This window comes from Bacillus carboniphilus (genome assembly GCF_039522365.1).
Classification (GTDB): Bacteria; Bacillota; Bacilli; order Bacillales; family JC228; genus Bacillus_BF; species Bacillus_BF carboniphilus.
Genome location: NZ_BAAADJ010000006.1, coordinates 53375 through 79655, shown reverse-complemented (window position 1 = coordinate 79655; position 26281 = coordinate 53375). Strand labels below are relative to the sequence as shown.

General features: G+C 41.7%; 24 protein-coding genes. 19 read left to right on the top strand and 5 right to left on the bottom strand.

All coding sequences use genetic code 11. The annotated features are described in order from the left end of the window. Positions 1 to 440 precede the first annotated feature (440 nt). Both murA and spoIID read left to right on the top strand, forming a co-directional pair. A complete protein-coding gene (gene murA / locus ABDZ91_RS03935) occupies positions 441 to 1736 on the top strand; it encodes a UDP-N-acetylglucosamine 1-carboxyvinyltransferase (RefSeq protein ID WP_343796558.1) in 1296 nt (431 codons plus the stop codon). A gap of 467 nt (positions 1737 to 2203) precedes the next feature. Next, positions 2204 to 3244, top strand: coding sequence for a stage II sporulation protein D (gene spoIID, locus ABDZ91_RS03930; RefSeq protein WP_343796557.1), 1041 nt, complete (start codon positions 2204 to 2206; stop codon positions 3242 to 3244). Between the two features lie 101 nt (positions 3245 to 3345). Here spoIID and ABDZ91_RS03925 read toward each other — a convergent pair whose 3' ends face one another. After that, a complete protein-coding gene (locus ABDZ91_RS03925) occupies positions 3346 to 3798 on the bottom strand; it encodes a VanZ family protein (protein ID WP_343796556.1) in 453 nt (150 codons plus the stop codon). A 183-nt stretch (positions 3799 to 3981) separates the two neighbouring features. Between ABDZ91_RS03925 and spoIIQ the strand changes: the two genes are divergently transcribed. From spoIIQ to ABDZ91_RS03910, 3 genes are all read left to right on the top strand, one after another. Next, entirely contained in the window at positions 3982 to 4848 is an 867-nt protein-coding gene (gene spoIIQ, locus ABDZ91_RS03920) for a stage II sporulation protein SpoIIQ (RefSeq protein ID WP_343796554.1), read from the top strand. Positions 4849 to 5149: 301 nt separating this feature from the next. Beyond that, positions 5150 to 5761, top strand: a complete 612-nt coding sequence (locus ABDZ91_RS03915; RefSeq protein WP_343796552.1) for a pyroglutamyl-peptidase I — start codon at positions 5150 to 5152, stop codon at positions 5759 to 5761. Between the two features lie 59 nt (positions 5762 to 5820). Beyond that, entirely contained in the window at positions 5821 to 6078 is a 258-nt protein-coding gene (locus ABDZ91_RS03910) for a hypothetical protein (protein WP_343796550.1), read from the top strand. A gap of 88 nt (positions 6079 to 6166) precedes the next feature. On the opposite strand, the gene ABDZ91_RS03905 is transcribed toward ABDZ91_RS03910, so the two are convergent. The 4 genes from ABDZ91_RS03905 to ABDZ91_RS03890 form a co-directional block, all read right to left on the bottom strand. Further along, on the bottom strand, positions 6167 to 6319 hold the full coding sequence (locus ABDZ91_RS03905; RefSeq protein ID WP_343796549.1) for a hypothetical protein: 153 nt from the start codon (positions 6317 to 6319) through the stop codon (positions 6167 to 6169). A 41-nt stretch (positions 6320 to 6360) separates the two neighbouring features. Next, positions 6361 to 7425, bottom strand: a complete 1065-nt coding sequence (locus tag ABDZ91_RS03900; protein WP_343796547.1) for a hypothetical protein — start codon at positions 7423 to 7425, stop codon at positions 6361 to 6363. Positions 7426 to 8046: 621 nt separating this feature from the next. Further along, positions 8047 to 9045, bottom strand: coding sequence for a BsuPI-related putative proteinase inhibitor (locus ABDZ91_RS03895; protein ID WP_343796546.1), 999 nt, complete (start codon positions 9043 to 9045; stop codon positions 8047 to 8049). A 180-nt stretch (positions 9046 to 9225) separates the two neighbouring features. Next, positions 9226 to 9735, bottom strand: a complete 510-nt coding sequence (locus tag ABDZ91_RS03890) for a Rok-like winged helix domain-containing protein (protein WP_343796545.1) — start codon at positions 9733 to 9735, stop codon at positions 9226 to 9228. A gap of 577 nt (positions 9736 to 10312) precedes the next feature. On the opposite strand from ABDZ91_RS03890, the gene spoIIID reads away from it, so the two are divergent. The 14 genes from spoIIID to ABDZ91_RS03820 all read left to right on the top strand — a co-directional run bounded on the left by spoIIID (position 10313) and on the right by ABDZ91_RS03820 (position 26272). Beyond that, the gene (spoIIID, locus tag ABDZ91_RS03885) at positions 10313 to 10570 is read left to right on the top strand and encodes a sporulation transcriptional regulator SpoIIID (protein WP_097156842.1); all 258 of its coding nucleotides are present in this window, start codon (positions 10313 to 10315) and stop codon (positions 10568 to 10570) included. 486 nt (positions 10571 to 11056) lie between these two features. Then, positions 11057 to 11470 (top strand): CBS domain-containing protein, encoded by a 414-nt coding sequence (locus tag ABDZ91_RS03880; RefSeq protein WP_343796543.1) that lies wholly within the window; start codon positions 11057 to 11059, stop codon positions 11468 to 11470. Between the two features lie 299 nt (positions 11471 to 11769). Next, the gene (locus ABDZ91_RS03875; protein WP_343796541.1) at positions 11770 to 19530 is read left to right on the top strand and encodes an Ig-like domain-containing protein; all 7761 of its coding nucleotides are present in this window, start codon (positions 11770 to 11772) and stop codon (positions 19528 to 19530) included. A gap of 63 nt (positions 19531 to 19593) precedes the next feature. After that, positions 19594 to 20064 (top strand): GNAT family N-acetyltransferase, encoded by a 471-nt coding sequence (locus ABDZ91_RS03870; RefSeq protein ID WP_343796538.1) that lies wholly within the window; start codon positions 19594 to 19596, stop codon positions 20062 to 20064. 28 nt (positions 20065 to 20092) lie between these two features. Next, on the top strand, positions 20093 to 20605 hold the full coding sequence (locus ABDZ91_RS03865) for a phage tail protein (protein WP_343796536.1): 513 nt from the start codon (positions 20093 to 20095) through the stop codon (positions 20603 to 20605). A gap of 22 nt (positions 20606 to 20627) precedes the next feature. Then, complete coding sequence (locus tag ABDZ91_RS03860) at positions 20628 to 21128, top strand: phage tail protein (RefSeq protein WP_343796534.1); 501 nt, start codon at positions 20628 to 20630, stop codon at positions 21126 to 21128. Between the two features lie 11 nt (positions 21129 to 21139). Next, positions 21140 to 21658 (top strand): phage tail protein, encoded by a 519-nt coding sequence (locus ABDZ91_RS03855; RefSeq protein ID WP_343796532.1) that lies wholly within the window; start codon positions 21140 to 21142, stop codon positions 21656 to 21658. A 254-nt stretch (positions 21659 to 21912) separates the two neighbouring features. Next, the gene (mreB, locus tag ABDZ91_RS03850; RefSeq protein WP_343796530.1) at positions 21913 to 22914 is read left to right on the top strand and encodes a rod shape-determining protein; all 1002 of its coding nucleotides are present in this window, start codon (positions 21913 to 21915) and stop codon (positions 22912 to 22914) included. A 63-nt stretch (positions 22915 to 22977) separates the two neighbouring features. Continuing rightward, a complete protein-coding gene (locus ABDZ91_RS03845) occupies positions 22978 to 23313 on the top strand; it encodes a hypothetical protein (RefSeq protein WP_343796528.1) in 336 nt (111 codons plus the stop codon). A 123-nt stretch (positions 23314 to 23436) separates the two neighbouring features. Then, positions 23437 to 23949 (top strand): hypothetical protein, encoded by a 513-nt coding sequence (locus tag ABDZ91_RS03840; protein ID WP_343796526.1) that lies wholly within the window; start codon positions 23437 to 23439, stop codon positions 23947 to 23949. A 105-nt stretch (positions 23950 to 24054) separates the two neighbouring features. Beyond that, positions 24055 to 24432, top strand: a complete 378-nt coding sequence (locus ABDZ91_RS03835; RefSeq protein ID WP_343796525.1) for a hypothetical protein — start codon at positions 24055 to 24057, stop codon at positions 24430 to 24432. Next, positions 24413 to 24955, top strand: coding sequence for an RNA polymerase sigma factor (locus ABDZ91_RS03830; protein ID WP_343796523.1), 543 nt, complete (start codon positions 24413 to 24415; stop codon positions 24953 to 24955). The genes ABDZ91_RS03835 and ABDZ91_RS03830 overlap by 20 nt, the downstream gene beginning before the upstream one ends. After that, a complete protein-coding gene (locus ABDZ91_RS03825) occupies positions 24933 to 25178 on the top strand; it encodes a hypothetical protein (protein ID WP_343796521.1) in 246 nt (81 codons plus the stop codon). The genes ABDZ91_RS03830 and ABDZ91_RS03825 overlap by 23 nt, the downstream gene beginning before the upstream one ends. A gap of 134 nt (positions 25179 to 25312) precedes the next feature. After that, positions 25313 to 26272, top strand: coding sequence for an NAD(P)H-dependent flavin oxidoreductase (locus ABDZ91_RS03820; RefSeq protein WP_343796519.1), 960 nt, complete (start codon positions 25313 to 25315; stop codon positions 26270 to 26272). The last annotated feature ends 9 nt before the right edge of the window (positions 26273 to 26281 follow it).

The following is a 26281-nucleotide window of genomic DNA, read 5'->3' as shown; positions in this document are numbered from 1 at the left end:
TGGGAACAGCAAATAGACTCTGGTCTTAAGGCAACCCCCACAAATGATATCCTTCAAACGTATCTTATAATTGAGGTTACCTCCCATTACTGGAAGATTATAACAAGTTTAGCCATTTGTTCATATCCCATTTATTGGCATGGTAAATTTGCCGAAAACCCCAAAATACTTCTTGTATGGAATACGTTTTCAGTGATACGATGATTGGGGTTTGTACCCGAAGAACGTTTTATTTCTGACTCCTCTCCAGTCTGGATGCTAAGACATAGGAGAACGAATTCAGTGGATGATGTGTTTTTCAAAAGTTAAAACAAAACAACAAGAATAACCATTTGAAAATGAAAAAAACGATTGGGCGCTAAGACTACCTTTGAAGTAGGCACACCAATCATGACGATTGAATATTAATATAGAGAATATGGACGCGGAGGGGAATACACTTGGAAAAAATCATCGTCCGCGGCGGAAAAAGGCTTGAAGGTGTTGTAAAGGTAGAAGGTGCCAAGAATGCCGTATTGCCTGTAATCGCTGCATCGTTATTAGCAAGTGATGGAAAAAGTGTAATTCGTGATGTGCCGGCTCTCTCCGATGTATACACGATTAGTGAAGTATTAAGATATCTAGGAGCGGATGTTGATGTCCGCGAAGGTGACGTTATCGTCGATGCATCAAGAGAGTTAAAAGAGGAAGCTCCGTTTGAATATGTGAGAAAAATGCGTGCTTCCGTGCTTGTCATGGGTTCATTATTAGCTAGAAATGGGCGTGCGCGTGTAGCCTTACCAGGAGGCTGCGCAATCGGTTCCCGTCCAATTGATCAGCACTTAAAAGGTTTCGAGGCTATGGGTGCGGTCGTGAAAGTTGGTAACGGATTTATTGACGCAGAAGTGAAGGGTAAGCTGAAAGGTGCAAAAATTTACCTAGACTTCCCAAGCGTAGGCGCAACCGAAAATATTATGATGGCCGCAACTTTAGCGGAAGGTACAACAGTTATCGAAAACTGTGCAAAAGAGCCAGAAATTGTGGATTTAGCGAACTTCTTAAATAAAATGGGTGCTCAAGTCAAGGGTGCTGGTACTGGAACGATTAAGATCGAGGGAGTACCATGTCTATTTGGCACAGAACACAATATTATTCCTGATCGTATTGAAGCAGGAACATTCATGGTGGCTGCTGCCATTACAGGTGGAAACGTACTTGTTCGTGGAGCCGTTCCAGAACATCTCACATCTTTAATTGCTAAGATGGAGGAAATGGGTGTTCATATTAAAGAAGAAGCCGATGGACTTCGTGTTATGGGTCCTGAAAAGCTAAAGGCAGTCGATATAAAAACGATGCCACACCCAGGTTTCCCTACAGATATGCAATCACAAATGATGTCACTTCTTTTATGTGCACAAGGAACAAGTATGATTACGGAAACCGTATTCGAAAACCGCTTTATGCACGTAGAAGAATTCCGTCGTATGAATGCAGAAATTAAAATTGAAGGACGTTCTGTTATCATGAACGGTCCAAGTGAATTACAGGGTGCAGAAGTAGCTGCTACTGACTTAAGAGCAGGAGCTGCGTTGATCTTAGCTGGACTTCGTGCAGACGGAGTGACTCGTGTAACGGAACTTCAGCACTTAGACAGAGGCTATGTAAACTTCCACGGAAAACTAGCTGGCTTAGGTGCAGACATCGAGCGTGTTAGTGAAGTTGAAGAAACATTGGAAATTGAAAAAGCTGCACAATAATATAACATACAAAAACCCTTCCTAGCTGAAGGGTTTTTTTGTGGTCACTTCTTCTGATTGTGGAGGTGAGAATTCCAATTGAACGCCTAACTTTTCCGATAGAAGGGTCAAAATTTCCGATAGAACAACCTACATTTCTGATAGCGGAGCTGAAATTTCCGATAGAACACCCAACTTTTCCGATAGCAGAGCGAAAATTTCCGATAGACCACTCGGCTTTTCCGATAGCGAGCGAAAGTTTCCGATAGGACGCTCAACTTTTCTGATAGCGGAGTAAAAATTTCCGATAGGCCACCCCAAGTTTTCCGATATCCCTCCCCAAATTCCTTAAGAAAACCAACTCTACTAACTCTATTATTTACAATAGAAACTTGTCATATTTCGACCTGGCCCCCCATACATATGGAGTGTAGGAAGTTTAAAAATTGAATAAACGACCAAGACTACCAGAGTACGGAGGCTAAAAAATGAAGGATTGGAAATCAATTGTCGTAGTTTTAACCGTAGTAAGCTTATTGATCCTACTCATTCCCACCTTGCTTGTCCTACCTTCTTTTGGTCAAAAGGCCAGTGGAGAACTCGCAGACGACTCTACTAACGAGCCAACAGAAGATTGGACTGCCCAACTAGATGGACCAGTTGTCGAAGTTGCTGTCTACCGTACAGCCTCAGAGGAAATTGAGAAGCACCAGCTTGAGGAATACATTGTTGGTGTGGTGGCATCAGAAATGCCGGCTGATTTCGAAATGGAAGCCTTAAAAGCCCAGAGCTTATCGGCCAGAACCTACGTGGTCAGGCAGCTGATGCAAGGTCAAACAGAAGGATTACCGTCAGGAGCCAATGTGTCAGACACCGTTTCCCACCAAGTTTTTAAAGATCTAGATGATTTGAAAAAACAATGGGGAGAAGACTATGACTGGAAGATTAAAAAAATCCGCCAAGCCGTTGCGGAAACGGCAGGCCAAGTCATCACCTATGATGGCAAGCCCATCGAAGCATCCTTTTTCTCAACATCTAACGGCTACACCGAGAACTCTGAGGATTACTGGCAAAATGACTTTCCTTACTTAAGAAGTGTAGAAAGTCCTTGGGATACAGAATCCCCTAAGTATAGTCAGGAAAAAACATTTTCCGTTCAGGAGTTTCAAACGAAGCTAGGAGTCACCATTTCAAGTGATAATATCGGAACCATTGTATCCAGAACAAAAGGTCAACGAGTAGAAACCGTTAAAATTGGAGAAAAAACACTAAGTGGACGTGAAGTAAGAGAGCTATTAGAACTACCATCCTCTGACTTCACCTGGACATTAAAAGGAAAAGAAATCGTAGTCACAACAAAAGGCTACGGCCATGGAGTTGGAATGAGCCAATACGGAGCAAACGGAATGGCCAAACAAGGCAAAACATATGAAGAAATCATCAAACATTACTACAAGGGCGTAACCATATCACCAGCAGACCCATTCCTAAAACAATACATGGTGTGGGACAGAGGGGACAGGTTTTAGTGTCCCACTTCCCATTCTAATACATGTTGAGTCCGATGGGACAGAGGGGACAGGTTCACTGTCCCACATCATATTCCGATTACGCACTGAGCCGTTTACAACTATCGTAACCGGCTCTTCTTTTTTAATAAGAACAACTGCAAGGATAATAATAACTTCCCTGGCTGCCTAGGTGGATGTTTAAAAATAGTATTCTTCACAAACAGGAACAACACAAAGACACCGATAAAATCCTTCACAATATCAATCACTTGAAACGAACGGTAAGGCACCGTTGCTTGGTGAAGTTCATCCACCACTCCGTATAATGCCGCTACAATTGCTGCCCACCGATTGGTCGTTGGAGTTAAGCGATCTACCATCAATAAAGATACAACCGCCAATATGTATAGAATCCCGAACTCTATTAAATGAAGAGATTCCTTAAATAGCTTGTCAAACTCATCATCACTAACTCGGACGATGGCGTCGTGAGGGAGACTGGATAATACCCAAATGAACCCCATGTAAAGGTAAGGAGATACGATCAGTAAATAGCGAAGAACCTGTTTCAAACTGGCACACTTCCTTTCTGTTCAATATTGTAGCATGAAGCCTCCCAACCTGTTTTGAAAAATTTTTTTCAGAAGCATGCATAATCTATAAATTTTGTCGAAAACTAAGTCCAAAAAAATTTTTTACAAGATAGGTATATAAATTCTCACATCTGTTCAGACTGATTGCTGAGGTGATGATAAATGAGAGAGGAAGAAAAGAAACGACCTTCTCAAAACTCTGGCACACAACGCAAAAACAAATGGATTTTTCCCGCAGTCTATATCGCAGCTGCAGCATTACTACTTACAGCAGTGGTTTGGTTCTCCTCAACAGGAGATGACGCTGCACAGGATCCAGCAGACACAGAGAATCCGGTAACTGAAAACGACGGGGATTCAGTAGTAGTTAATACACTATTAGAAGACTTCGTATGGCCAGTTGAAAATCCGGAAGAAGCAAAAGTAGTCAATGGATTCTGGAGCGCAGATGCTTCTAAGGAAGAGCAAGAAAGTGCACTCGTATTCTATAATAACCAATTCCGTCCAAACAAAGGAATTGACCTAGCTATGGAAAACGGGGAAAGCTTTAACGTAGTTGCATCTATGGCTGGACAAGTATCTGCTGTCCGCGAAGACGCAGAACTCGGGAATGTTATTGAAATCCAACATGCAGAAGGCGTTGTGACAATGTATCAGTCTGTGACTGACATCCAAGTTGAGGTTGGCGACCAAGTCGAGCAAGGACAAGTCTTAGCGAAAGCTGGTCAAAGTCTATTGAATCAAGCAGCAGGTACACATGCTCACTTTGAAGTGAGAGTAGATGGTGTCGCTGTAGATCCACAAAAAGCATTCGGCCAGTCTCTAAGTGCTGTGGCTGAAATGGCTACAACACCAACAACAGCTCCTGAAGAAGAAGCTGACGAAAATGCAGACAACAGTCAGAGTGAAGAAAACGATGATAGCGAAGGCGAAGCTGGTGAAGCAGACGATACTGCTGAAGACACAGACGACGCTGGTGAAGATCAAGAAGAATCTCCAGACGCTTCCATCGGTCAAAATAACGCATAAAATGGAAGAAGAACTCTTGCCTGAGAAGGTGGGGGTTCTTTTTTTTGTGGGACAGAGGGGACAGGTTTGCTGTCCCATTCGGTGTGTTGAATGTCAGTTAATTACTACAAAAATCCAGCGTATTTAACAACAACCGGAACTTCTATAAAATTCAAAAGCTCAAATAACAAAAAATCCATTTTACTACTAATTTTCTTTAACTGCGGTGGTCCTCCGTATTGAATCTATCGAAAAGCTAACCCCCATCCCCCTTGCCCTACATGTTAAAATAAAAGAAAAAGAGAAAAGCGGGGCACATACAATGAAAACACTTTTACTTACAGGATTCGAACCCTTCTTAGGAATGCCCATCAATCCGACTGAGCGCATTGCTAAGAGTTTAGACGGAGAAACAATAGGAGCATATAAGATTAAGAGCGTTCTTCTCCCAGTTGATTTTGAGAAATCTCCAGTTGAGTTAATGAAGGCATTTCATGATGTAAAACCAGACGCAGTCATATCCCTAGGGCTAGCAGCTGGTCGCGATGCAGTAACACCTGAAAGAATTGCGATCAATATCCGCGACGGTGCACCAGATAACAATGGAGTGGCACTTGAGGATTCCCCAATAGATGACAGCGGTCAAGATGGGTATTTTTCAACACTTCCTGTTCGAAAAATGGTCAATCTATTAAAAGAAAACGGATATCCTGCAAATGTTTCCAATAGCGCGGGAACATATCTCTGTAACAATGTCATGTACACGATGCTTCACCATCTGAAAACAGAAGGTCTTAACATGCAAGCGGGCTTCATTCACATTCCGGCTTCCCATGATCTTGTGGTGGAAGGAAAGAAAAGAATGCCGAGCTGGTCGCAACGAGATTTGGAGAGTGCGATTCGATTAGCGATTGAATGTTTGGATGCTGAATAGGGGAGAGCAGTAATGGAGAAAAAGAACTCCAGGTACACTTTTGAAATGAGATGTACTCTATGAAAATCGTGAAAATCAGTCTTACGATTATCCTAATACCTGTTGCAATCTTTATTTGGTATGATGTCTTTCAGCTTATTTCTATTGAAATGGGTAATGGCGATCAAGAGGGAAAAACTACGGTCATACAGCAGGGGATTAGTTTGCTTTCTGCTGAGGCAGGAGGGACTAGTCGTTGGTATTCTCTTGCCTTAATGGTTGTAGGGGTTTTGGCGATTGTGGTTATTTTGATGTTGGGAAGGAATAATAAAAGGTAGGGGAAGAGGTGCCGGCATATGAGGTACCTCTTTTTTAAACTAAAATAAAAAAAGAGAAGTAACTTTTTTAGTTACTTCCCATAACATTTTACATATCAATGCTCATACTCATAGTCTGCATAGTTGCACCTGGTGGAGGTAGAGAAGTACCGCCTCCTCCTGCAATTTCATTATTTGTTGAATAAGAGGAAATAGCAAAGATTGCTGCAGCTAATAGGATTGCACCTAATAATTTTTTCACATTCTCACCCCCTTTAAATGTATTCTAGGAGAAAGGATAAGCTAGTTTAGTGATAGGTTAAGTTCATAATAATTTGAAGCCAGTTCGTAGTTTCTCTGTTTAATAAAGTAATCTCCCATCATTCTTGTTAAATCAAGAAGGAGTTTTTTCTCTTTATTTTTTAATAAATAAGGTGCGAGCTTATCAATTAAATATTTATAAGCATCATATTCACTGGCCAGTTTTCTCTCGTAGTAATTGGAAAGTAGTTCATATTTTTCGAAAGCTTGTTTTCTACTACTTCTTTCTTTAACTAATTCTATTAACTCTTCAATATCCGAAAGCTCTCTGTTCATTATTTTAGCTTCCGCCAATGAAAGGAGGGTTTTAATGTATAATTCTTCATCTTTATCTAAAGTTTTTAACAAATTCTGTGTGTTCTTTATTGCTTTAGAGTAATTCCCAGCCTTTACTAATGCAGCAATCTGGTTGTACTCAATATGGGGTAAGAGTTTATTTAATCTTAGAATCTTGGTATTGCGAATAAGATGTTTGTAAATATCCTCAGCTTCATTGTAAAAACCAAGGTTTAAGTGAGAAATGGCTAACAACATTTGAGTATAAATAATTCTCAATAAGTTAAATTCACCCAGGTAAAGATCAAGGGCCTTATTACCAAATACTACTGATCTTTTATAATCATCTAGATAGACGTATCCCCAACAAAGGTGATAGTATAAATCACTTTTTACTATACCTGGTAAGTCATCATATTCATCAATTATCTTTTGAAAGATTCCTATCCCAATTTCAATATCCTCATGGGATACCTTATAAATGCCTTCGTAAGTATTAAATAAAATTTGGTCCTCTTCGTCCATACTGTCATACCGTGTATGTAGTTTATTCATTATTTCCAATGCATTACTGTAATCATGGATAAAGGTATAGTATCTAAAAGTATACAACTCTAACTTATCTAAAGTTGCTTGATCAAGTTGACTTGTGTCAATATCTTTTAAATGCTCATAAAAAGTGCAAGCCTCATCTTTTTCATAAAAGTGAATAGATTGTATAAACTCATTTAGGAGATTATTGATTTCCTGATATTCATCAACCTTGCTCATAGCTACCCACCCTTATGGAGTATATTGTCGATTATACCATATCTATGAAAATAATAAATAGAATAATGTCGAATGAACTAGAATAATAGTATGATTATATGTAAAATTTATGAAATAATTTTGTAATATTGGGGTAATTATTGTGTAAATTCGGCTATTGACCGCACGTTGGAATCCTGCTTTTGAATCGAAAAACAGTATTTTTTTAAAATGGTAGAGGGGAAAGGTGATAGGTGGTCCCCTGAATTAACTATATGCTTTTAGCGTTCTAACCTGTCCAGAACAACTGAAATTAGGCCAAAAGTCATCGGTACTGTTCCGTCATGAAGCAGTTTCACTACATGTATTCGTAATAAAGTATCATTTTATGACGCAGGTCACAAAAGTCTTATGACATTAGTACCCAGAATAAGTAACCAGTAAACCACATGATTGGAAAAATGTAAGAAAATTATATTACCTATAGACTACCATATTTTCAAGAAAAATACTCGTTTTCGGTATTGTGAAAATAATGTGTGAAAATCTAGCCTTAGACATCCTTTTCTTGCACAGGTTGTTCAACATGGATGAAGAATGGGAAAAAGCCCCCAAGCCAACAAGGCTTCGGAGCAATACCACCTATTCTTCTACTATAAATGACACTTTATCTCTAACCTGAGGCCAACCTTTGGCTACTAACCAGGTTTCAAGTGTGTACTCCCCAGGTTCTAGATCAGAGAAGACCCCTTTGTAGTTCAGTCCTTCTCCTTTTCCTACCTCTTGTTCTTTATAAATCATAATAAAGAATTTTCCATCAGAATATTGTTCAACTTTTTTCCCATCCTTGTAAAGAATGTAGTCAAAATTGAGTCCGGATGAAAAAGCTACAGTTTGGACGTCTTCAGATTGGTTTTTAATATCAAATGTCCAAGACCAGTTGTCATCGGTTTGTTCAACTTTTAATGAAGGAACTAATGCGCTCATAACAGAACTAGGCTCCTTTTCTAACATATAGTGGTACAGTTGGTTCAGCGCAAACGCTAAGTCACCACGAGTGGCTTCCGCTTTATAGTCGTCTGATCCTCTAATTAATTTTTCCGTTAAAGCAGCAGCAAGATCATCTTGATACTCGGAATCGGCCGGTAGCCATATGGAAGCATATTCACCGGTATTAAGTTCTGCTACTCTTACAAGGATTTCGGCTAATTCTTGGAGAGTAATGGTTTGGTTCGGTTTAAATTCTTCGCCATCATATTTCATCCAGCCTGCTTCGTGAACAGCATGGATATCGTCGGCTGCCCAGTGATAAGCCAGATCCTTATATGGATTTGGGTTAGGGCCATCAGCTAATTTAGTTGGTGCTTGAAGGCTGAACATCCGTTGCAGAGTGACAGCTACCTGTGCACGATTAGTGAGCCGATCTAAATGTGCTTCTCCATCAGCATATCCATAGAAGATATAATGCTCCTGTAAAAATTGATAAGCTTTTTCTTCTGTAGCAAGGTCTTTAACAGGTACTTGCAGGCACGTTACTTCACCATTTCCTTCGCCACAATTGGCATCGACAGCAGCAAAGCCAGAGGTAGAAGGGATGATCAATGCCATTGCTGTAAGGCTTACTAATCCTAATTTCTTCATGTAATGTCACCTTTCCTTTATGTCTTTCTAACGAGTTAGACGAAAGGTTTGTTTCCATAGTTACACAATTATGGAAAAAAATCATTTGATAAAAGAAAAATAGGATTTAGCTTTTATAAAAAAAGCCATATTTTCATTCAAAAATAAATGAAAAATGGCTTATCTAAGTTGATTGATATATTAAAATTCACCAAATGGAGTATCTGTATTCGCGTAGATATAGGTTCCGCGACTTGGTTTTTGCACGTTTGGATCTAGGTTTTCAACGGACTTCATGAAGGTCGTCATGTTTGCAATCGGTGAGCCAGTTGCTTCTTCAACAGCACGTTGCAGGTCCACACCTTTCATTCCTTCAGGATGCATTTTTAAAATTTCAATAGCTGCTTCTTTTTCAGGTGTAACGGTTGGCTTTCTACCTCTTTTATTACCTTGTGGGCTAGGAGTAGATGATTTCTTCGGTTGTGCAGCTTTTTTAGCAGGTGTTGGAGCAGGTTTTACAACCTCAGTAAGTTCTGGATCAACAGGTGTTTTCTCTACAACTTCTGTTTTCACCGGTTTCTCGCTTGTATCCAATTCTCGTAGTTTAGTGAAAATCAGTTCACGTTCCTCACGAAATAGTTTTAAAAATCGTTCTTCTTGTTCAGCTAGTTGCTCGAGGCGGAGTTTTAAGGCATCTCTCTCGTTAAACATATAACGTAACCTCCAATACGGTATTAAAATATTTATAATAGTTTTATTATCATCAGAAATCATAACATATAAAAAACAATTTATATATTAATATTGTGTTACATAGTCATATTCATACTGTAATATCCATATTTTATAAATTATTATAAAATGCCACAATAACGGTAAAAAAGCTGAATAATAATTTTTTGTACAAAATTGCTTGTACACCTTGTCCTTATTGGTTAATTTGTGCATATTCCCGTATCCAAGCTAATAAACTGTTACAAACTCAAAGTTTCACGAGAGTGTTTGAGGTGAGCGCGTTTATTAGACACCTAGATCAAGTTGGAGACATGATTATTTGTTGTAGGCACAGAAGGTTCATTCTTTCTGCCGCATAAAAATGAATAGACGAAAAAGAAGCCTCTAAAGAGTACATACACTAAACCTAGAGACACACACGATGCTTCGTCTGCTAGAAATTGCAGATGGACGAGAAACATGTAACCTTTATGCGGGATTAGAAGTACTTAGTCCAAGTGAAAGCGAGTCTCATTTCACACTTCTCACATCCAATTTAGGGAGGGCGAGTGGTGTGCACGATTACATCAAAGAAAGAACAATCAAGATAGGTAAGTATATCGTGGAGACGAGGAAAACAGTTCGCGTCATCGCGAAAGAGTTTGGCGTATCCAAAAGTACCGTTCATAAGGATTTAACGGAAAGGCTTCCAGAGATCAATCCAGACCTAGCCAACGAAGTAAAGGAAATTTTGGACTATCATAAATCAATCCGCCATCTGCGCGGAGGGGAAGCAACCAAACTCAAGTACAAAAAAGAAGAGCCAGTCTAACAAAAGGCGCAGCTTCGGCTGGGCTTTTTGCTTTGGGACAAGGGGACAGGTTTGGTGTCCCAGTTGGCTGGGACAGAGGGGACAGGTTTAGTGTCCCAGTGGGATGAGTTCTGGAAAAAGTGGAGTGAGTTCTGAAAAGAGAGAGCTAAGTTCTGAAAAAGATGGTGTGAGTTCTGAAAAGAGAGAGTTAAGTTCTGAAAAAGGTGGAGTGAGTTCTGAAAATAGTACACTAAGTTCCGAATCGAGTGAACTAAGTTCCGAAAAGAAGCCTCTGTGTTCCGAAAACGCCCCCCATTCCCAAGGTAAATAGGAAAATTACAGCCAAAGTATGAACCAAGTGATACAGAACCCCCAATTAACCGGCACTTCATCACCCTTAAACCATCATTCCCCCCACCAAAACCACATTTCCAATCCAAAATAGTATATTTCCAAAAATCCTCCACATAATATACATGTTATTTTATCAAAAGGAGGATTTTTCCTATGCGTGTACGTGACGTCATGTCTACAAATGTTCAAAGTTGCTCAAACCAAGATAACTTAGAAACTGTTGCACAAAAAATGCAATCGTTAAATGTAGGTTCCCTTCCAGTTGTGGAAAATGGCCAAGTAGTTGGGATGGTAACAGACCGTGACCTAGCTATCCGTGGTATCGCTGGCCACCAAAATAGCATCTCTCAAGTTGCGTCTCATAATGTTGTAACATGTAGCCCTGATGCATCCCTTGAGGAAGCGGCAGCTCTAATGTCTCAAAATCAAGTTCGCCGCCTACCAGTAGTAGAAAACGGTCAACTTGTTGGGATTGTAGCACTTGGTGACTTAGCTGTTCGTGAGCAATCAAACGAAAGTGCTGGTGGAGCGCTGACGAATATATCGAAGCCAGATCAATTACAGTAACGAATAGGTATAAAGTATGATTTTTAGAAGTAGGTTATGGAAAAATTCCTAACCCACTTTCATCCGCTTTTATGTGTATTTAAAGGCCCTCTTTTAAAAAAGAGGGCCTTTTTTCATACAATAAAATAGGTATAAAGTCTCTATTTTTACTAAAAAGCGTAAATTTTGTCGAAAGAAAACGATTGTGCTATCTCGTAAACTTGAGTAACTTAATAAAGGGAAAATTGTCATAAACGGGACTTTTTTCGTATATGATATCCTGCTAGAAAAAACTAAAAAAGAAGAAAGGGGGGAGTGAATTGAGGAAAGGATTTCATTTGCTAGTTGCGTTGTTGCTTGTTTTTCCGGCGGGCTGGATGATTCCTAATCAGGCTGAAGCTGAAGAAGTAATGACTTCCAGTGTGGATACTGCCACGATAACCGTAACAGAAGATGTATCCCACGATGGAACGTATTATCCAGATGGGTGGGATAATTCTTCTTATAACGAACCGAATATTCATGTTGTAGGTTTTGAGAATTGGTTCGGGGAGAGATATGTTTACACAGCTGCATTAAAATTTGATATGTCTGGATCTAATATTGCTGGAGTCATCCAAGATGCTAAATTGGTAATACCAATAGTTGAAATAAATGAGACTAATGATAGTGAACCTGCCTATATTGATATATACGAGACAACCAGCGATGCTTGGTTAGAAGAACATACCCCTATGCCTACACCTATACTTCCAAAAATCGCAAATATCCAGGTGCCAGACGAGGATACTACGGAAAACTATAAAATAATAAAGATTGACATAACAAGTCATGTATTAGAACAACTAGCAAATAACGATCAAGTGATCAGTTTGTTGCTAAAAGGGAGAGACTCAACAACGGATCCAAGTAATTTCTATCAGTCATTAGTAGTATTTATGGATAAAAAGGCAATAGAGAAACAAGCTTTTGGTCGAGAAATTACACCAACTGATGTACCTCACCTAGAAATCACATACCAATCCAACAGTCCACCAACAGGTACAATCAAAATCAACAATGATGTACCATTCACCAATAGTAAAGAAGTAAAGCTACACCTAACAGCTTCCGACCCAGAAAATGACCCTATTGAAGTTGAATTCTCGAATGACAATGTTACCTGGAGCCCAAGAGAACCTTTCGAATCAACCAAACCTTGGACATTAACCGATGGAGACGGGACAAAAACAGTTTACTACAAGGTGTATGACGGAAAAACAGATGATCTCGCCAGACCAACCTACTCAGATACCATCACACTAGATCAGACCCCACCAACAGGAACCTTCACAATCAACTCCAACTTAAGCGTAACTAACAGTAGAAACGTAACTTTAAATATCGATTCGTACCCCACAGACACAACACAAGTCCGATTCTCTAACCAAGAAGACGACTGGACTGGTTCAAGCTGGCAACCAATAAGTAATAGTAAAACTTGGAAATTGTCAGAAACTGATGGAGAAAAAACCGTATACATGCAGCTTCAAGACGAGGCGGGGAACAAGAGTGAAACGTATTCAGCAACCATCACCTTAGATCAATCGGCCCCAACGGGAACCATCGAGTTTACAAATGGAACGCATACAAATAACCCTGCTGTAAACATCACCATTGAAGCAGAAGGCCAACCAGCTCAAATGAGGTTTAAACAAGACTCACTAAGCTGGGAAGTGTGGGAGGCCTTTACGACAACCAAGACCTTCGAGCTAACAGGGGAAGATGGGACAAAAACGGTCTTTATGCAGCTTCAAGACCAAGCTGGCAATATTTCTAATGAAATTTCAGCAACCATCATACTTGATCGCGTGGCACCGAGTATTACCGGTATTTCAGAGGGTGCCCAGGTGAGGAGTGCAGCTCCAACCTTTACTGAAACGAACGCTACTCTAAATGGTGAGCCTTTTGTAAGCGGAACAACCATCACAACAGAAGGTCCGCATATTTTAATCGTAAAAGATCAGGCGGGCAACATGACTACCATCAATTTCATTGTGGACCGGACGAATCCAACTGGAAGTCTCCAAATCAATGAAAATGCGAATCTAGTCAATACACAAGAGGTTACCCTGTCAATTGATGCTAATGATGAAAATGGCGTTTCGGAAATGCGCATTTCCAATAATGAAACCTTTTCTGACGAAGTATGGGAACCGTTCACAACGACAAAACCATGGACCATCCCAGACGAAGATGGGGACAAAACGGTCTATGTCGAACTTCGTGACCAAGCTGGAAACACCGTGAAAATATCGGATGTAATCACACTAGATCAAACGGCTCCAACTGGTACTGTCACTATCGAAAATTCCAAAACCATTATTAACAAAACCGAAGTCTCCCTAACCATCACGGGAGAAGACGACCATGAACCAATACAAGTGAGGTTTTCAGACAACAATGTAGATTGGTCAACATGGGAGGACTTCAGTGCATTAAGCGGTCAAAAAACATGGAACTTGCCCGCAGGAGACGGACCGAAGACCATTTATATGCAGTTGAAAGATGCTGCAGGAAATATAGTTACAATCGACGATACAATTGTCCTAGACCAAACTAATCCGACTATTACAGGTGTAACAGATGGTCTAGTGACGAATGGAAATGTAACCATCAATTTTTCAGATGGCCCTGCCTTCTTGAATGGGGATCCTTACGATAGTGGAGAAACAATCACACAGGAAGGAACCTACACAATCGTAGTTTGGGATGAAGCAGAAAATCAGTCCTCTGCAACCTTTACGATTGATAAAACAGCGCCATCAGGAGCAATATCCATCAACAATGGAGCCACCATCACAAACAATGAACAGGTAGAGCTCTCCTACGAGGCAACGGACAATCTGAACGGTAACGTTACAATTCAGTTTTCCGATGACGGAGACAATTGGTCAACCGCACAAACCGTGAATGGCACTGGAACATACGATTGGACTCTTCCGCTTGGAGACGGAACAAAAACAGTCCATTTAAAAATCCAAGATGAAGCAGGCAACTTTATTACCCAGACAGCCCAAATCACCCTGGACCAAACAAACCCAACAGCAGCGGTCTCCATCAATGGTGAGACAGAGGCAACTAGTAGTCCGAATGTGACGCTATCTATAAGTGGAACTGATGCCAATCCACCGCTTGAAATGAGAATCGCAGCAACTGAGAACAATTGGTCAGAATGGGAACCATTTTCCTCTGAAAAAGAGGTAACGTTACCAGCTGGGGATGGAGATAAAACAGTCTCCGTTCAAATAAAAGATGCCGCAGGGAACATTAGTCTGGCCTCTGACACGATTGAACTGGATACGACTCCGCCAGTGCTAGATGGACTTACAGACGGATTCAAAACTAAAGATGATGTGACCATTTCTTTTAATGAAGGAACCGCTGATTTGAATGGAATTCCAATTAGTAATAACCATGTGGTATCAGAAGACGGCATTTACAATGTCATCGTAACGGATAAGGTAGGTCTCACTACCACCGTATCATTTACTATTGATAAAACACCGCCTACTGGAAGAGTCGTGATTAACGATGAAGACCTTTACACCAAAAACGGGACCGTATCACTCGTGGTTGAAGGAACAGACCTTAGAGGCGCTGTTGAGATGCGAATAAAAAATGAAGATAACGCCTGGGCAGCTGACTGGCAACCTGTATCAAATGTAGCGGAATGGGATTTATCAGCAGGAGATGGTGAAAAGACCATTCAAATTGAACTAAGAGATGAAGTGGGCAATGTCACCAACACCAGTGACAGCATCATCCTAGACACAACCAAGCCGGAGGCGACAGTTGTGATCAACAACAATGCCGAATTCACTACGAATCCTACTGTGACCATTACGGCAACAGCAACAGACACCAATAGCCCAGTTAATCAGTTTATCTCTACAGACCAAACAAACTGGCAGCCATTTGAGTCTTCCACCACCCTTACTGGTCAAGATGGAACGAAATCGATTTATCTAAAAGCTGTGGATCCTGCAGGAAATGAAACGATTGTATATGACAGTATTATTCTCGATACGACAGCTCCGGTTGGGGATTTCGAAATAAACGGCGGGGATGAATACACCAATAACCCATATGTTTCGATCAGAATAGTAGATTCCCAGGATGCAAACGGACCACTGGACGTAAAGTTTATGAACCAAGGGGGCACGTGGACAGATTGGCAAGAAGTCACGACAGCTGACCTAGCTTGGATTTTACCAGACGGAGAAGGGGAAAAAACCATCCAAATGGTACTCCGAGACCAAGCCGGATTAGAGTCCACCCCAATCGAGCAAACCATCATATTAGACACTGTTGCACCAGTGATAACAGGGATATCAGATGGGGATGTAACGGCTTCAGACGTCACCATTCAGTTCGATGAAGGAACCGCCCTATTGAATGGAACCGAAATCACAACCAGACACCAGGTAAAAGATAGTGGGGACTACACGTTAACTGTGAAAGACCTAGCTTCAAACACTACAAGTCTAGCTTTCACCATTGATAAAATACCGCCTACCGGCTCACTCGTAATCAATCAAAACGATGAAAGAACGAATGACCCACAAGTGGAGCTAACCATTAGTGGAACGGACGATCATGGACCTTTACAGATGAGGATATCCAATGACGAGGCAGATTGGAGCAGCTGGGAAAGCTATAACACTTCGAGAGCCTGGAACCTGTTATCGGGGGATGGAGAAAAGACGGTTTACCTACAGTTAAGGGACAGCGTAGGGAATACGACTGAATCCATTACAGCTTCCATAATCCTAGATACAACCGGACCAACAGGGACCATAACCATCAACGATGGGAACAACTACACCAATACACCGGACGTAGCTCTAACACTGACATCAGTAGATCCAAGTGGTGTAACCGACGTTCGATATTCGAATGATGAGGTCGATTGGTCAGATTGGGAATCATCTTCTGCAACAAAAAACTGGACATTATCGACAATTGACGGTGAAAAAACCGTTTACGTAGAAATGAAGGACACCCTTGGTAACACATCAACAGTGTCAGACACCATCATTCTAGACACGACACCACCGGTAGTGACCGGTGTTACGGACGGTAGCATGACCAACACAGAATATGTCATTAGTTTTAACGAAGGAACAGCAACTCTTAACGATCAACCATTTGTAAGTGGAACAACAGTAGACGAGGAAGGCGAGTACACCCTTGTTGTAATGGACCCTGCAGGAAACATTACAACTAGACAATTCCTTATTGATAAAACCCCGCCAACTGGAGCTATTGAAATCAATGATGGTAAGAATCTAACAAACAACCAGACTGTGCAGCTAACGATAACAGGCGATGATCCACACCCTCCTATCCAGATGAGGTTTTCAAACGAAGACAATGTATGGAGTGACTGGGAGCCTTACGCAATGTTCAAAGAATGGCAGCTGACAGATGGGGACGGCGAAAAAACGGTCTATGTTGAGCTCCAAGACCATGTAGGAAACACGGACAAATTTATGTCGCGAATTGAACTGGATACAACCGGGCCACTAGGAACCATCGTCATTAACGACAATGCTATCTGGACAAATAATCCAAATGTCTCCCTGGCCACCACTAGTGATGACATCAACGGACCAGTACAAATGCGCTTCTCCAATGACACGGTTAACTGGAGTGATTGGGCGGATGCAATAAGTGAACATTCTTGGACTTTGTCGGCTGGTGACGAAGATAAAACAGTCTATATGGAGCTTCGTGACGCTCTTGATAATGTGTCCGTCTACCAAGACACGATCAAACTAGATACGACACCACCGAATATAACCGGAGTACTTGATGGGGAGAAGGTAAATGAAAATGTGACCATTTCCTTCAATGAAGGAACAGCAACGCTGAATGGTCAGCCATTTACCAATGGTACAACGATTTCAGATGAAGGCGAATACAACATCATCGTTACAGATGAAGCCGGGAACTTCTCAACGGCAAGCTTCGCCTTAGATAAAACACCACCAACCGGCACCATCTCCGTAAATAACGGAGATGCGGAAACTCTACGCCCAACGGTCGACTTACAGCTCACCTCTGCAGATATAGGGGTTCAGGAAATTGAGATGAGATTCTCAAACGACCAGATAACGTGGAGTGCATGGGAGTCGGCAGTGGAAACAAAATCATGGCAGTTAGATGATTCCACTTATGGAGAAAAAGTAGTGTACGTGGAGTTAAGAGATGGAGCAAACAACACGACCCTCCTATCCGATGCAATCATCTATAAATCAGTCCCAGTCCTTCATGAAAAAACAGTAGCCTGGGATGAAGACCACATGTACACGTTTAAAGAAGAGGATTTTGACTTTACAAATGATGACGGAACCCCATTACAAACGATAAAAATTCTATCTCTTCCTGAGAATGGTGTGTTCCAAATAGACGAGACGGAAATCACAGTAGACCAAGAAATAGCTATCTCAGAGATTACAAATCTAACCTTTACACCGAACGAGAACTGGAACGGGGATACAACAGTTACATGGAACGGTACAGATGGGTCCAACTTTGCAGAACAACCGGCGACCATCACTCTACATGTGAATCCAGTCAATGATAAACCGGTAGCTCAAGATCTAGAATTTAGCACGACAGCCAGTCGCCCGGTACAAGGCATGCTAACAGCGGATGATATCGAAGAGGATGCCCTTACGTTTGAAATTGTAGAGGAGCCGGAACGAGGAAATCTGACACTTGATGCGACAACTGGCCAATTCCGCTTTGTACCACAATCAGGGAATTATGGAAGAATCACATTTACCTATCGAGCATTCGATGGAACCGATTATTCTGAACCTGCTACGGTAACGGTGCTCAATCGGGTACCACCACCTCCACCAAGAAATCCGGTAGAGGTAATGGAGGGAGGTTCGCCTACCAATCAACAAGTGAAAACAACGCAAAGAATGGAGAATGGTCAGTCTACCCTTACCATCACTTTTGAGGAAGATATTTTTAGTGATAGTGAAGATAAAATGATTGACCTAGAAATAAAAGAGGAATTTGACAACATCGAAACCGAATTTTTACCAGAAATGCTAAGAAATATGCAGGCCAGAGGAAGCTCGTTGCAACTTAAAACACCAAATGGAACCTACCAGATTCCAACCCAAAGCTTCCAACAGGACCCTGCCTCTGAATACTTTGAAGACCCAACAGAGATTCAAGTGACGGTTCAGCTAAAACGAACACCAGAAGATGTATGGGAGCAGGTGCAAGAAGCACTAGGTAACCATCGAGTTGAAACCTACATCCCGGATGTCCAGTATGAAGTGTTTTATAAAAAAGGTGGAGAGCAGCAGGAAATTCACCAGTTTGATCAAGCGGTTAGTATGACCATTCCGTTACCAGCTGGTGTAAATCCAACTTCAGCAGCCATGTTAATGCCAGATGGAACTTTAAGACATGTTCCGGCCTCCTTTGAACACACACAAAGCGGGACAGTCGCAACAATCAAAACATTTATGAATGGAAAATTGGTCTTCTTAACAGACACAAATTCCGACGAGCTAGCCTCAAAAGGAATTTTAGACACTTCTGAAATAAATGACCCAACCGATACATCTAGATCCTTATTTGCAATAGCGGTGTCCAAAATTCTAGGAATTTGGGGAGACAACGGTTCTTCATTTACAGATGTGACAAGTGATCAAAGAAGTAAAGACATTCAAACAGCTGTAGATTATGGATTAGTGACGGGATATAACAACGAAATATTTAGGCCAGATGATGTCATCTCTCGGGAACATGCCATGGTTATTTTCCATCGGGCATTGCAACTTGCCAATGTATCGATTCGATTAGAAGAAGCAGAAATTGAAAAGACATTGCAAGGTTTTAAAGATGCAGAGCTACTACCGCAATGGATTCGCGAAGCTGCAGCAGTCAATGTAAAACTAGGAATCTTTTATGGAAATCAAAACAGTGAGATCATGCCAAAAGGTCATTTAACAAAATCGCAATTGCTTGCAGTTTTACAAAGATTCCTAAATAAACTCAAAGATTACTAAAAACACGTAGGGCCGGCACAAGGAATCCCTTTGTCGGCCTTACTATACTTAGGAGAGACGCCGTTGGAGGTAAAAATACGAACCTGTGTAGGGCAAGAGGATAAGTTATTTTTATTTGATAACTTTGTGGAGACAAGATGGGCTGAAGTTTCTTATTTCCCTTGGAGTACGACAGAAAAAATGACGTTTCTGCATATGCAATTTAAAACAAGACAAGCAGCCTACCGAAGTCAGTTTCCCAACCTAGAAACCTACATTTTGCTCGATAAGGGTGAAAAGGTCGGGCACTTCATGATGAGTGCGGGGGACAAGAATCTTCACTTGGTGGACGTCTTTGTTATACCATCTCACCGATCAAAAGGGATTGGAAGGAGAGTTCTCCTTTCGCTCATGGAAAAATATGAATCCATTACTCTCCAAGTATTTTATGAAAATACGCACGCTATTAGATTCTATAAAACACTTGGATTTGTACTAGCTAAGGAAGAAGTCCCATATATTAAAATGCAATGGAAAAGCCGCAACACCGCTTAGGGCGGAATAAGGAAAAGGGTGGAATGAAATGGAAGCTTACGTTGGAGAAATTAGGATTTTTGGAGGGAATTTTGCACCAGTAGGATGGGCCTTTTGTGATGGACAACTCTTATCAATCTCAGAAAATGAACTTCTATTTAGTCTCATCGGTACAACTTACGGAGGAGATGGCCAAACAAACTTTGCTCTTCCAGATTTGCGAGGTCGGCTACCGATTCATCAAGGTCAAAGCACATTCGGAACCATATACACACTAGGGGAAAGAGGAGGAACTGAGTCTGTTACTCTTTCACCGACTCATTTACCACCTCATAGTCACCAAGTCATGGCGAGCCCTAATTCTGGGGATTTAGGTAGTCCTCAAGATGCAACATGGGCCACAAAAAATCAACAATATTCAGCGGATGCGAATCCTAGTAATACATTGCATCCACAAATAATTGGCAGTGTTGGTGGAGGGCAACCACATGACAATCTGATGCCATCACTCGCTGTAAACTATATTATTTGTCTCTGGGGTGTATACCCGCCACAGAATTAGTAATTAAAAGGAGGAATTAACCATGTCAGAACCATTTCTTGGAGAAGTAAGAGCATTTTCTATACCGTACGCGCCAAGAGGCTGGGCGCAATGCAACGGTCAGACATTATCGATTGCACAAAACCAAGCGCTTTATGCCCTGTTAGGAACAACCTATGGTGGAAATGGGCAAACCACCTTTTGTCTACCGAACTTAAATGGAAGAGTTCCAGTACACCCTGATCAACAGTCTACTAGACTGGGTGAAATGGGAGGGGAAGAGAGACATACCTTAACCGTTTCAGAAATACCAGCACATAATCATACTGTCTCAGGATCAAATGGGGAGCCCAATACTCCAATATTGACCAACAATGTCTGGACAGCATCTTCAACGAAACCATTTGCCGCAACCCCAACTACACCTATGTCATCAAACTCACTATCCGCAACCGGTGATGGATCGCCACATGAAAATAGACAACCTTACACAGTAGTAAATTATTGTATTGCGCTACAGGGAATATTTCCGTCGAGGAATTAGGAGGGATTAACATGGACCAATTTATTGGGGAAATCAGATTGTTTGCCGGGAATTTTGCTCCAAGGGGCTGGGCCTTTTGTGAAGGACAGCTCATCCCAATTTCACAGAATACTGCATTATTTTCATTATTAGGAGTTACTTATGGAGGTGACGGGAAAACAACTTTCGCGCTCCCGGATTTCAGGGGAAGAGCTCCTATGCATGCTGGAAGTGGATCGGGATTAACTCCTAGGCAATTAGGTTATAGAGGTGGAGCAAATACCGTTACCATCACTACTCAACAAATGCCCTATCATAACCACTATGCGAAAGCTAGTTCTTCACCTACGACGAGTAATCCAAGTGAAGCATCCTGGTCAAACTTAGGTAGAGGTTCATCCTCTTTGTATTCAACCACTGCACCGGATGTGCAAATGAACATTCAAAACATAGGACTTACAGGCGGAAATCAGCCTCACAATAACCGTCAACCGTATGTAGGTCTCAACTTCATCATTGCACTAGACGGAGAATTCCCACATCGACCATAGGAAATGCCTGCCCGAGAGTGAGTGCTCGGGCATTTTTTATGTAATGAAATGCCTCCATAACGCTACCTCATTTACAATCCATCGCTCCAGAACTAACAACATTCCTCAACCATTCGACAAATTTCCCCGGAAATATATAAAATTTGTCAAATTTCCCATGTTTCTATGTCTTATGTCATACGTTTTATGGTAAAATAGACAATTAGAAAGATAAGGTGCGTTTAGTAAATGTTGTTAGGAGGATTTGGGGAGCTATGTTTGCTAGGGATATTGGGATTGACCTTGGAACGGCGAACGTTCTAATACACGTAAAAGGAAAAGGAATTGTATTAAATGAGCCATCAGTTGTGGCCATTGATAAAAATACAAACAAAGTATTAGCAGTGGGTGAAGAAGCCCGTCGAATGGTGGGGCGTACACCTGGAAATATCGTTGCGATTCGTCCATTAAAAGACGGTGTAATCGCGGACTTTGATGTAACAGAAGCGATGTTAAAGCATTTTATACATAAATTAAACGTTAAAGGTGTTTTATCAAAGCCAAGAATCTTAATTTGTTGTCCAACTAACATTACATCTGTTGAGCAAAAGGCGATCAGAGAAGCTGCAGAAAAAAGTGGCGGAAAGAACGTTGAGCTTGCAGAGGAGCCAAAAGTGGCAGCAATCGGTGCTGGAATGGATATCTTCCAACCAAGTGGTAACATGGTTGTAGATATCGGTGGAGGAACAACAGATGTGGCCGTCCTTTCTATGGGTGACATCGTAACTTCTTCTTCTATTAAAATGGCTGGAGACAAGTTTGACTCTGACATTTTGAACTACATTAAACGTAAGTACAAGCTGTTAATCGGTGAAAGAACAGCAGAAGATATTAAATTGCAAATCGCAACGGTTGTGGAAGGTTCTCGTAAGGAATCAATGGACATCCGTGGACGAGACATGGTTTCCGGACTTCCAAGAACAATTACCATCACATCCGACGAAATTGCAGATGCTCTTCGTGAATCAGTGGATGTCATCGTCCAAGCAGCAAAGAGTGTCCTAGAAAGAACGCCACCTGAATTGTCTGCAGACATCATCGACCGTGGTGTCATCTTAACAGGCGGTGGAGCACTTCTTCATGGATTCGATGTCCTGCTTGCAAACGAATTAAAAGTTCCAGTTCTAGTGGCTGAAAACCCAATGGATTGTGTAGCAATCGGTACAGGGATCATGCTTGAAACAATGGGCCGCATCCCACGTAAAAAATTAGGATAAAAACGAAATGAAACGAAACGGCACCTCAATGGAGGTGGCCGTTTCTTCTATAAGGAGACGAATATGTTTATACCAGCTTGGTTTTTCAACGTCGCGTACGCACTGGGTGCATTCTTCTTAATTAGTGCCATCTTCACAAAAGTAACCGGAAATTTATTCCTCCTAGGTAAGTTAAAGGAAAGTGTCACGAACGATAAAAGGGCAGCCAACGCCCTCTTCATTTACCTATTGACGTCAGCAGTCCTGATCCTGAGCATGCCTTTCCTTGCTGAGGAAATTGGAAGATATGTCGGGGGTATTTTTGTTGTATTCCTTCTATACTCTATTGTCTTCTGGTACTACTTCCAGTCCAAATGGGTTGGAGAAATCAAAAGTAAACAAACAGCGCGGAAGAAATGACAGCAGGATGAGGGGTTCTGCTGTTTTTTTGTGGTTGGATTATGGGGGTAATCGCTGAATAACTGTTAGATTGCATATTTGTGAACCGGTATCGGCAGAGAGTGGGTGGCTATCGGAAAAAGTGTGAGTGCTATCGGAAAAGATGAGACGTCTATCGGAAAAAGTGCGTGTGCTATCGGAAAAGATGAGACGTCTATCGGAAAAAGTGCGTGTGCTATCGGAAAAGATGAGGCGTCTATCGGAAAAGGTGCTAGTGCTATCGGAAAAGATGAGGCGTCTATCGGAAAAAGTGCGTGTGCTATCGGAAAAGATGAGGCGTCTATCGGAAAAGGTGCGTGTGCTATCGGAAAAGAAGAGGCGTCTATCGGAAAAGGTGCGAGTGCTATCGGAAAAGATGAGGCGTCTATCGGAAAAGGTGCGAGTGTTATCGGAAAAGAAGAGGCGTCTATCGGAAAAGGTGCGAGTGTTATCGGAAAAGAAGAGGCGTCTATCGGAAAAGGTGCGAGTGCTATCGGAAAAGATGGGGCGTCTATCGGAAAAGAAGAGGCGTCTATCGGAAAAGGTGCGTGTGCTATCGGAAAAAAAGACTATCCTATCAGAGAACATACTGCCCCTACCCAGAAGAATCACCACTAAAATCATCCTATTTCACAATTTCTAAAAAACTTTTAAAAAACTTTGAACCAAACCCCGTCTTCAATTGTATAAGAAGTAAAAGAACAAAGGGAAAGGGTGTCACACATGGCTTCAGGTTGGATTGTTAGTTCCATTGTTGTTGCAATTTTATCTATTGTATTTGCGGGGGTTATTATTTCACTTCAGAGAAAGGTCGTCAATAAGCCAAATGGAAAAGTGGATTTTCAGAAGACAGAAATTTATTTCAGATGGACGCGGTGGGATACGATCAATACGATAGCTGCTGTTTATTCATTCGCTTGTTTTCTGGTACTCGTCATTCTTGTATCCAGTGGTGAAAACGTGGAGAATCCTTACGTGCAGTTTTTCATGCATCAAGCATTTGTGTTTACAACAATCACTTTCGGTTGGTTAATTAGCCGAACGGCGATTACGATCAAAGGAATTAAAGAGCGGTGGAGTCATGAGCTCGAACACAAATAGAGCCTATGTAGAGGCGTTTCAACAGGGGGATGAGGCGGCCTTCGAGTGGATCTATCAGCAGTACCGAGGGCCGTTATACCAATTTATATACCGTTTTACCAATGAAGAACAACTAAGCATCGATGTGGTACAGGATACATTTTTACAAATCCAAAAGGATAAAGACAAGTACGATGCGCAAAAAGCTTCATTTAAAACCTACTTATTTCAAATTGCCTATAATAAAATGATTAACAAGATGAAGCGAAGGGCCAAACTAAAAAAAATCCTTCCTTTCCTGGTCGTGGAGCACCGCGATATTGATATCGTGGACCAACTCAATGTGCGCTTCGCTTTACAAAAGCTAAAAGAAGATCACCGGGCCGTCATCATTTTATCTTACTACCATCGGCTAACGCACGAAGAGATCGCAGACGTACTGGCTATACCTATGGGAACCGTGAAGTCGCGTTTACATCATGCAATTGGACAGCTGAAAAAAATATTGGAGGTGGATGACCGTGGAAACGAAAGAACCATTTGATCAAGAAAAAGAACTTTCACATCTCATGGATCAATTTCATGTAACAGTCCCAGATTTCCCAGCACAAAAAACACCCATGGACCGAGTCGGTGACCTTCTCTTTTCAGAAGCACCCAATCCACTCCAATCCATGTCGCTAACAACATCGAGTATTACACTGATTCAGACTATTCCGGTGGCGGTGGCGGTTGTTATTCCGGGGTTATTACTTTGGCTTTTATAAAATAAACACTTTGAAGAGCTCGGGTCATCAATCCCTGGGCTCTTTTTATATTCATTTACAAAAAATAAAGGATTAAGGTGTCTCACTACCGAATATAAATGAATGACGATTCATTTTCTATCAGGAGGGCAATTATGTTTGAAACGACGATTACTAAACTCTTAAATATAAAATACCCGATTATCCAAGGTGGGCTGCAGGGATTAGGAACATCACCACTTGTTTCGGCAGTAAGTAACGCAGGGGGCCTCGGTCTGATTACCGCAGGAAGCTATGATTCTCCAACTGAGTTTCTACAGGATATTGAAAAAACAAGACAGATGACCAGTAACCCGTTCGGCGTGAACATTGCGATCGGGATTCGTCAGCCGATGGAGGTATACGTGGAAGCTGCATTGGCAGCAAAAGTTCCGATTATCTTTACTTCTGGGGCGAACCCCGAAAAATTCGTACCTGCTTTTAAAGAAAATGGAGTGAAATGGGTTCACGTTGTACCCTCTATCCGTTTCGCGAAAAAAGCAGAAGCCATGGGTGCGGACGCGATTGTTATGGTCGGCTATGAATGTGGCGGACACCCTGGGCGAGAAGAAGTTACGTCCCTGACCCTAGTGCAAAAAGCAGTTCGGGAACTTGGAATTCCAGTCATTGCAGCTGGTGGTTTCTCAACAGGCCGTTCTTTGTTAGCTGCTCTCTCACTAGGAGCAGGAGCAGTGCAAATGGGTACCCGATTCCTAGCGACGCAAGAGGTGGCCCTGCACCCGGACATTAAGTCGAGGTTACCCGAACTCACGGAAAACGACACGGTCATTGTCAAACGTTCATTGGGGAAACCTGCGCGAGTTATGAAATCAGAGACTTCAATGAGAGTAGCCGAAATGGAATGGAAGGGTGCAACCTTCGAAGAAATCTTCCCGTACCTGCGCGGAGAGGCGTACCAAGACCTCCTCCAGTCAGGAGATGTGAGCAAAGGAGTCATTGCACTCGGGCAGACGATTGGGTTGATTGATGATATCCCGACTGTGGCGGAAGTGATAGAGAACATTTTATCTGAAGCAAAAGAAACTTACGAAGGACTGTCGGGAGTGTTCCGCTAGTGGGACAAG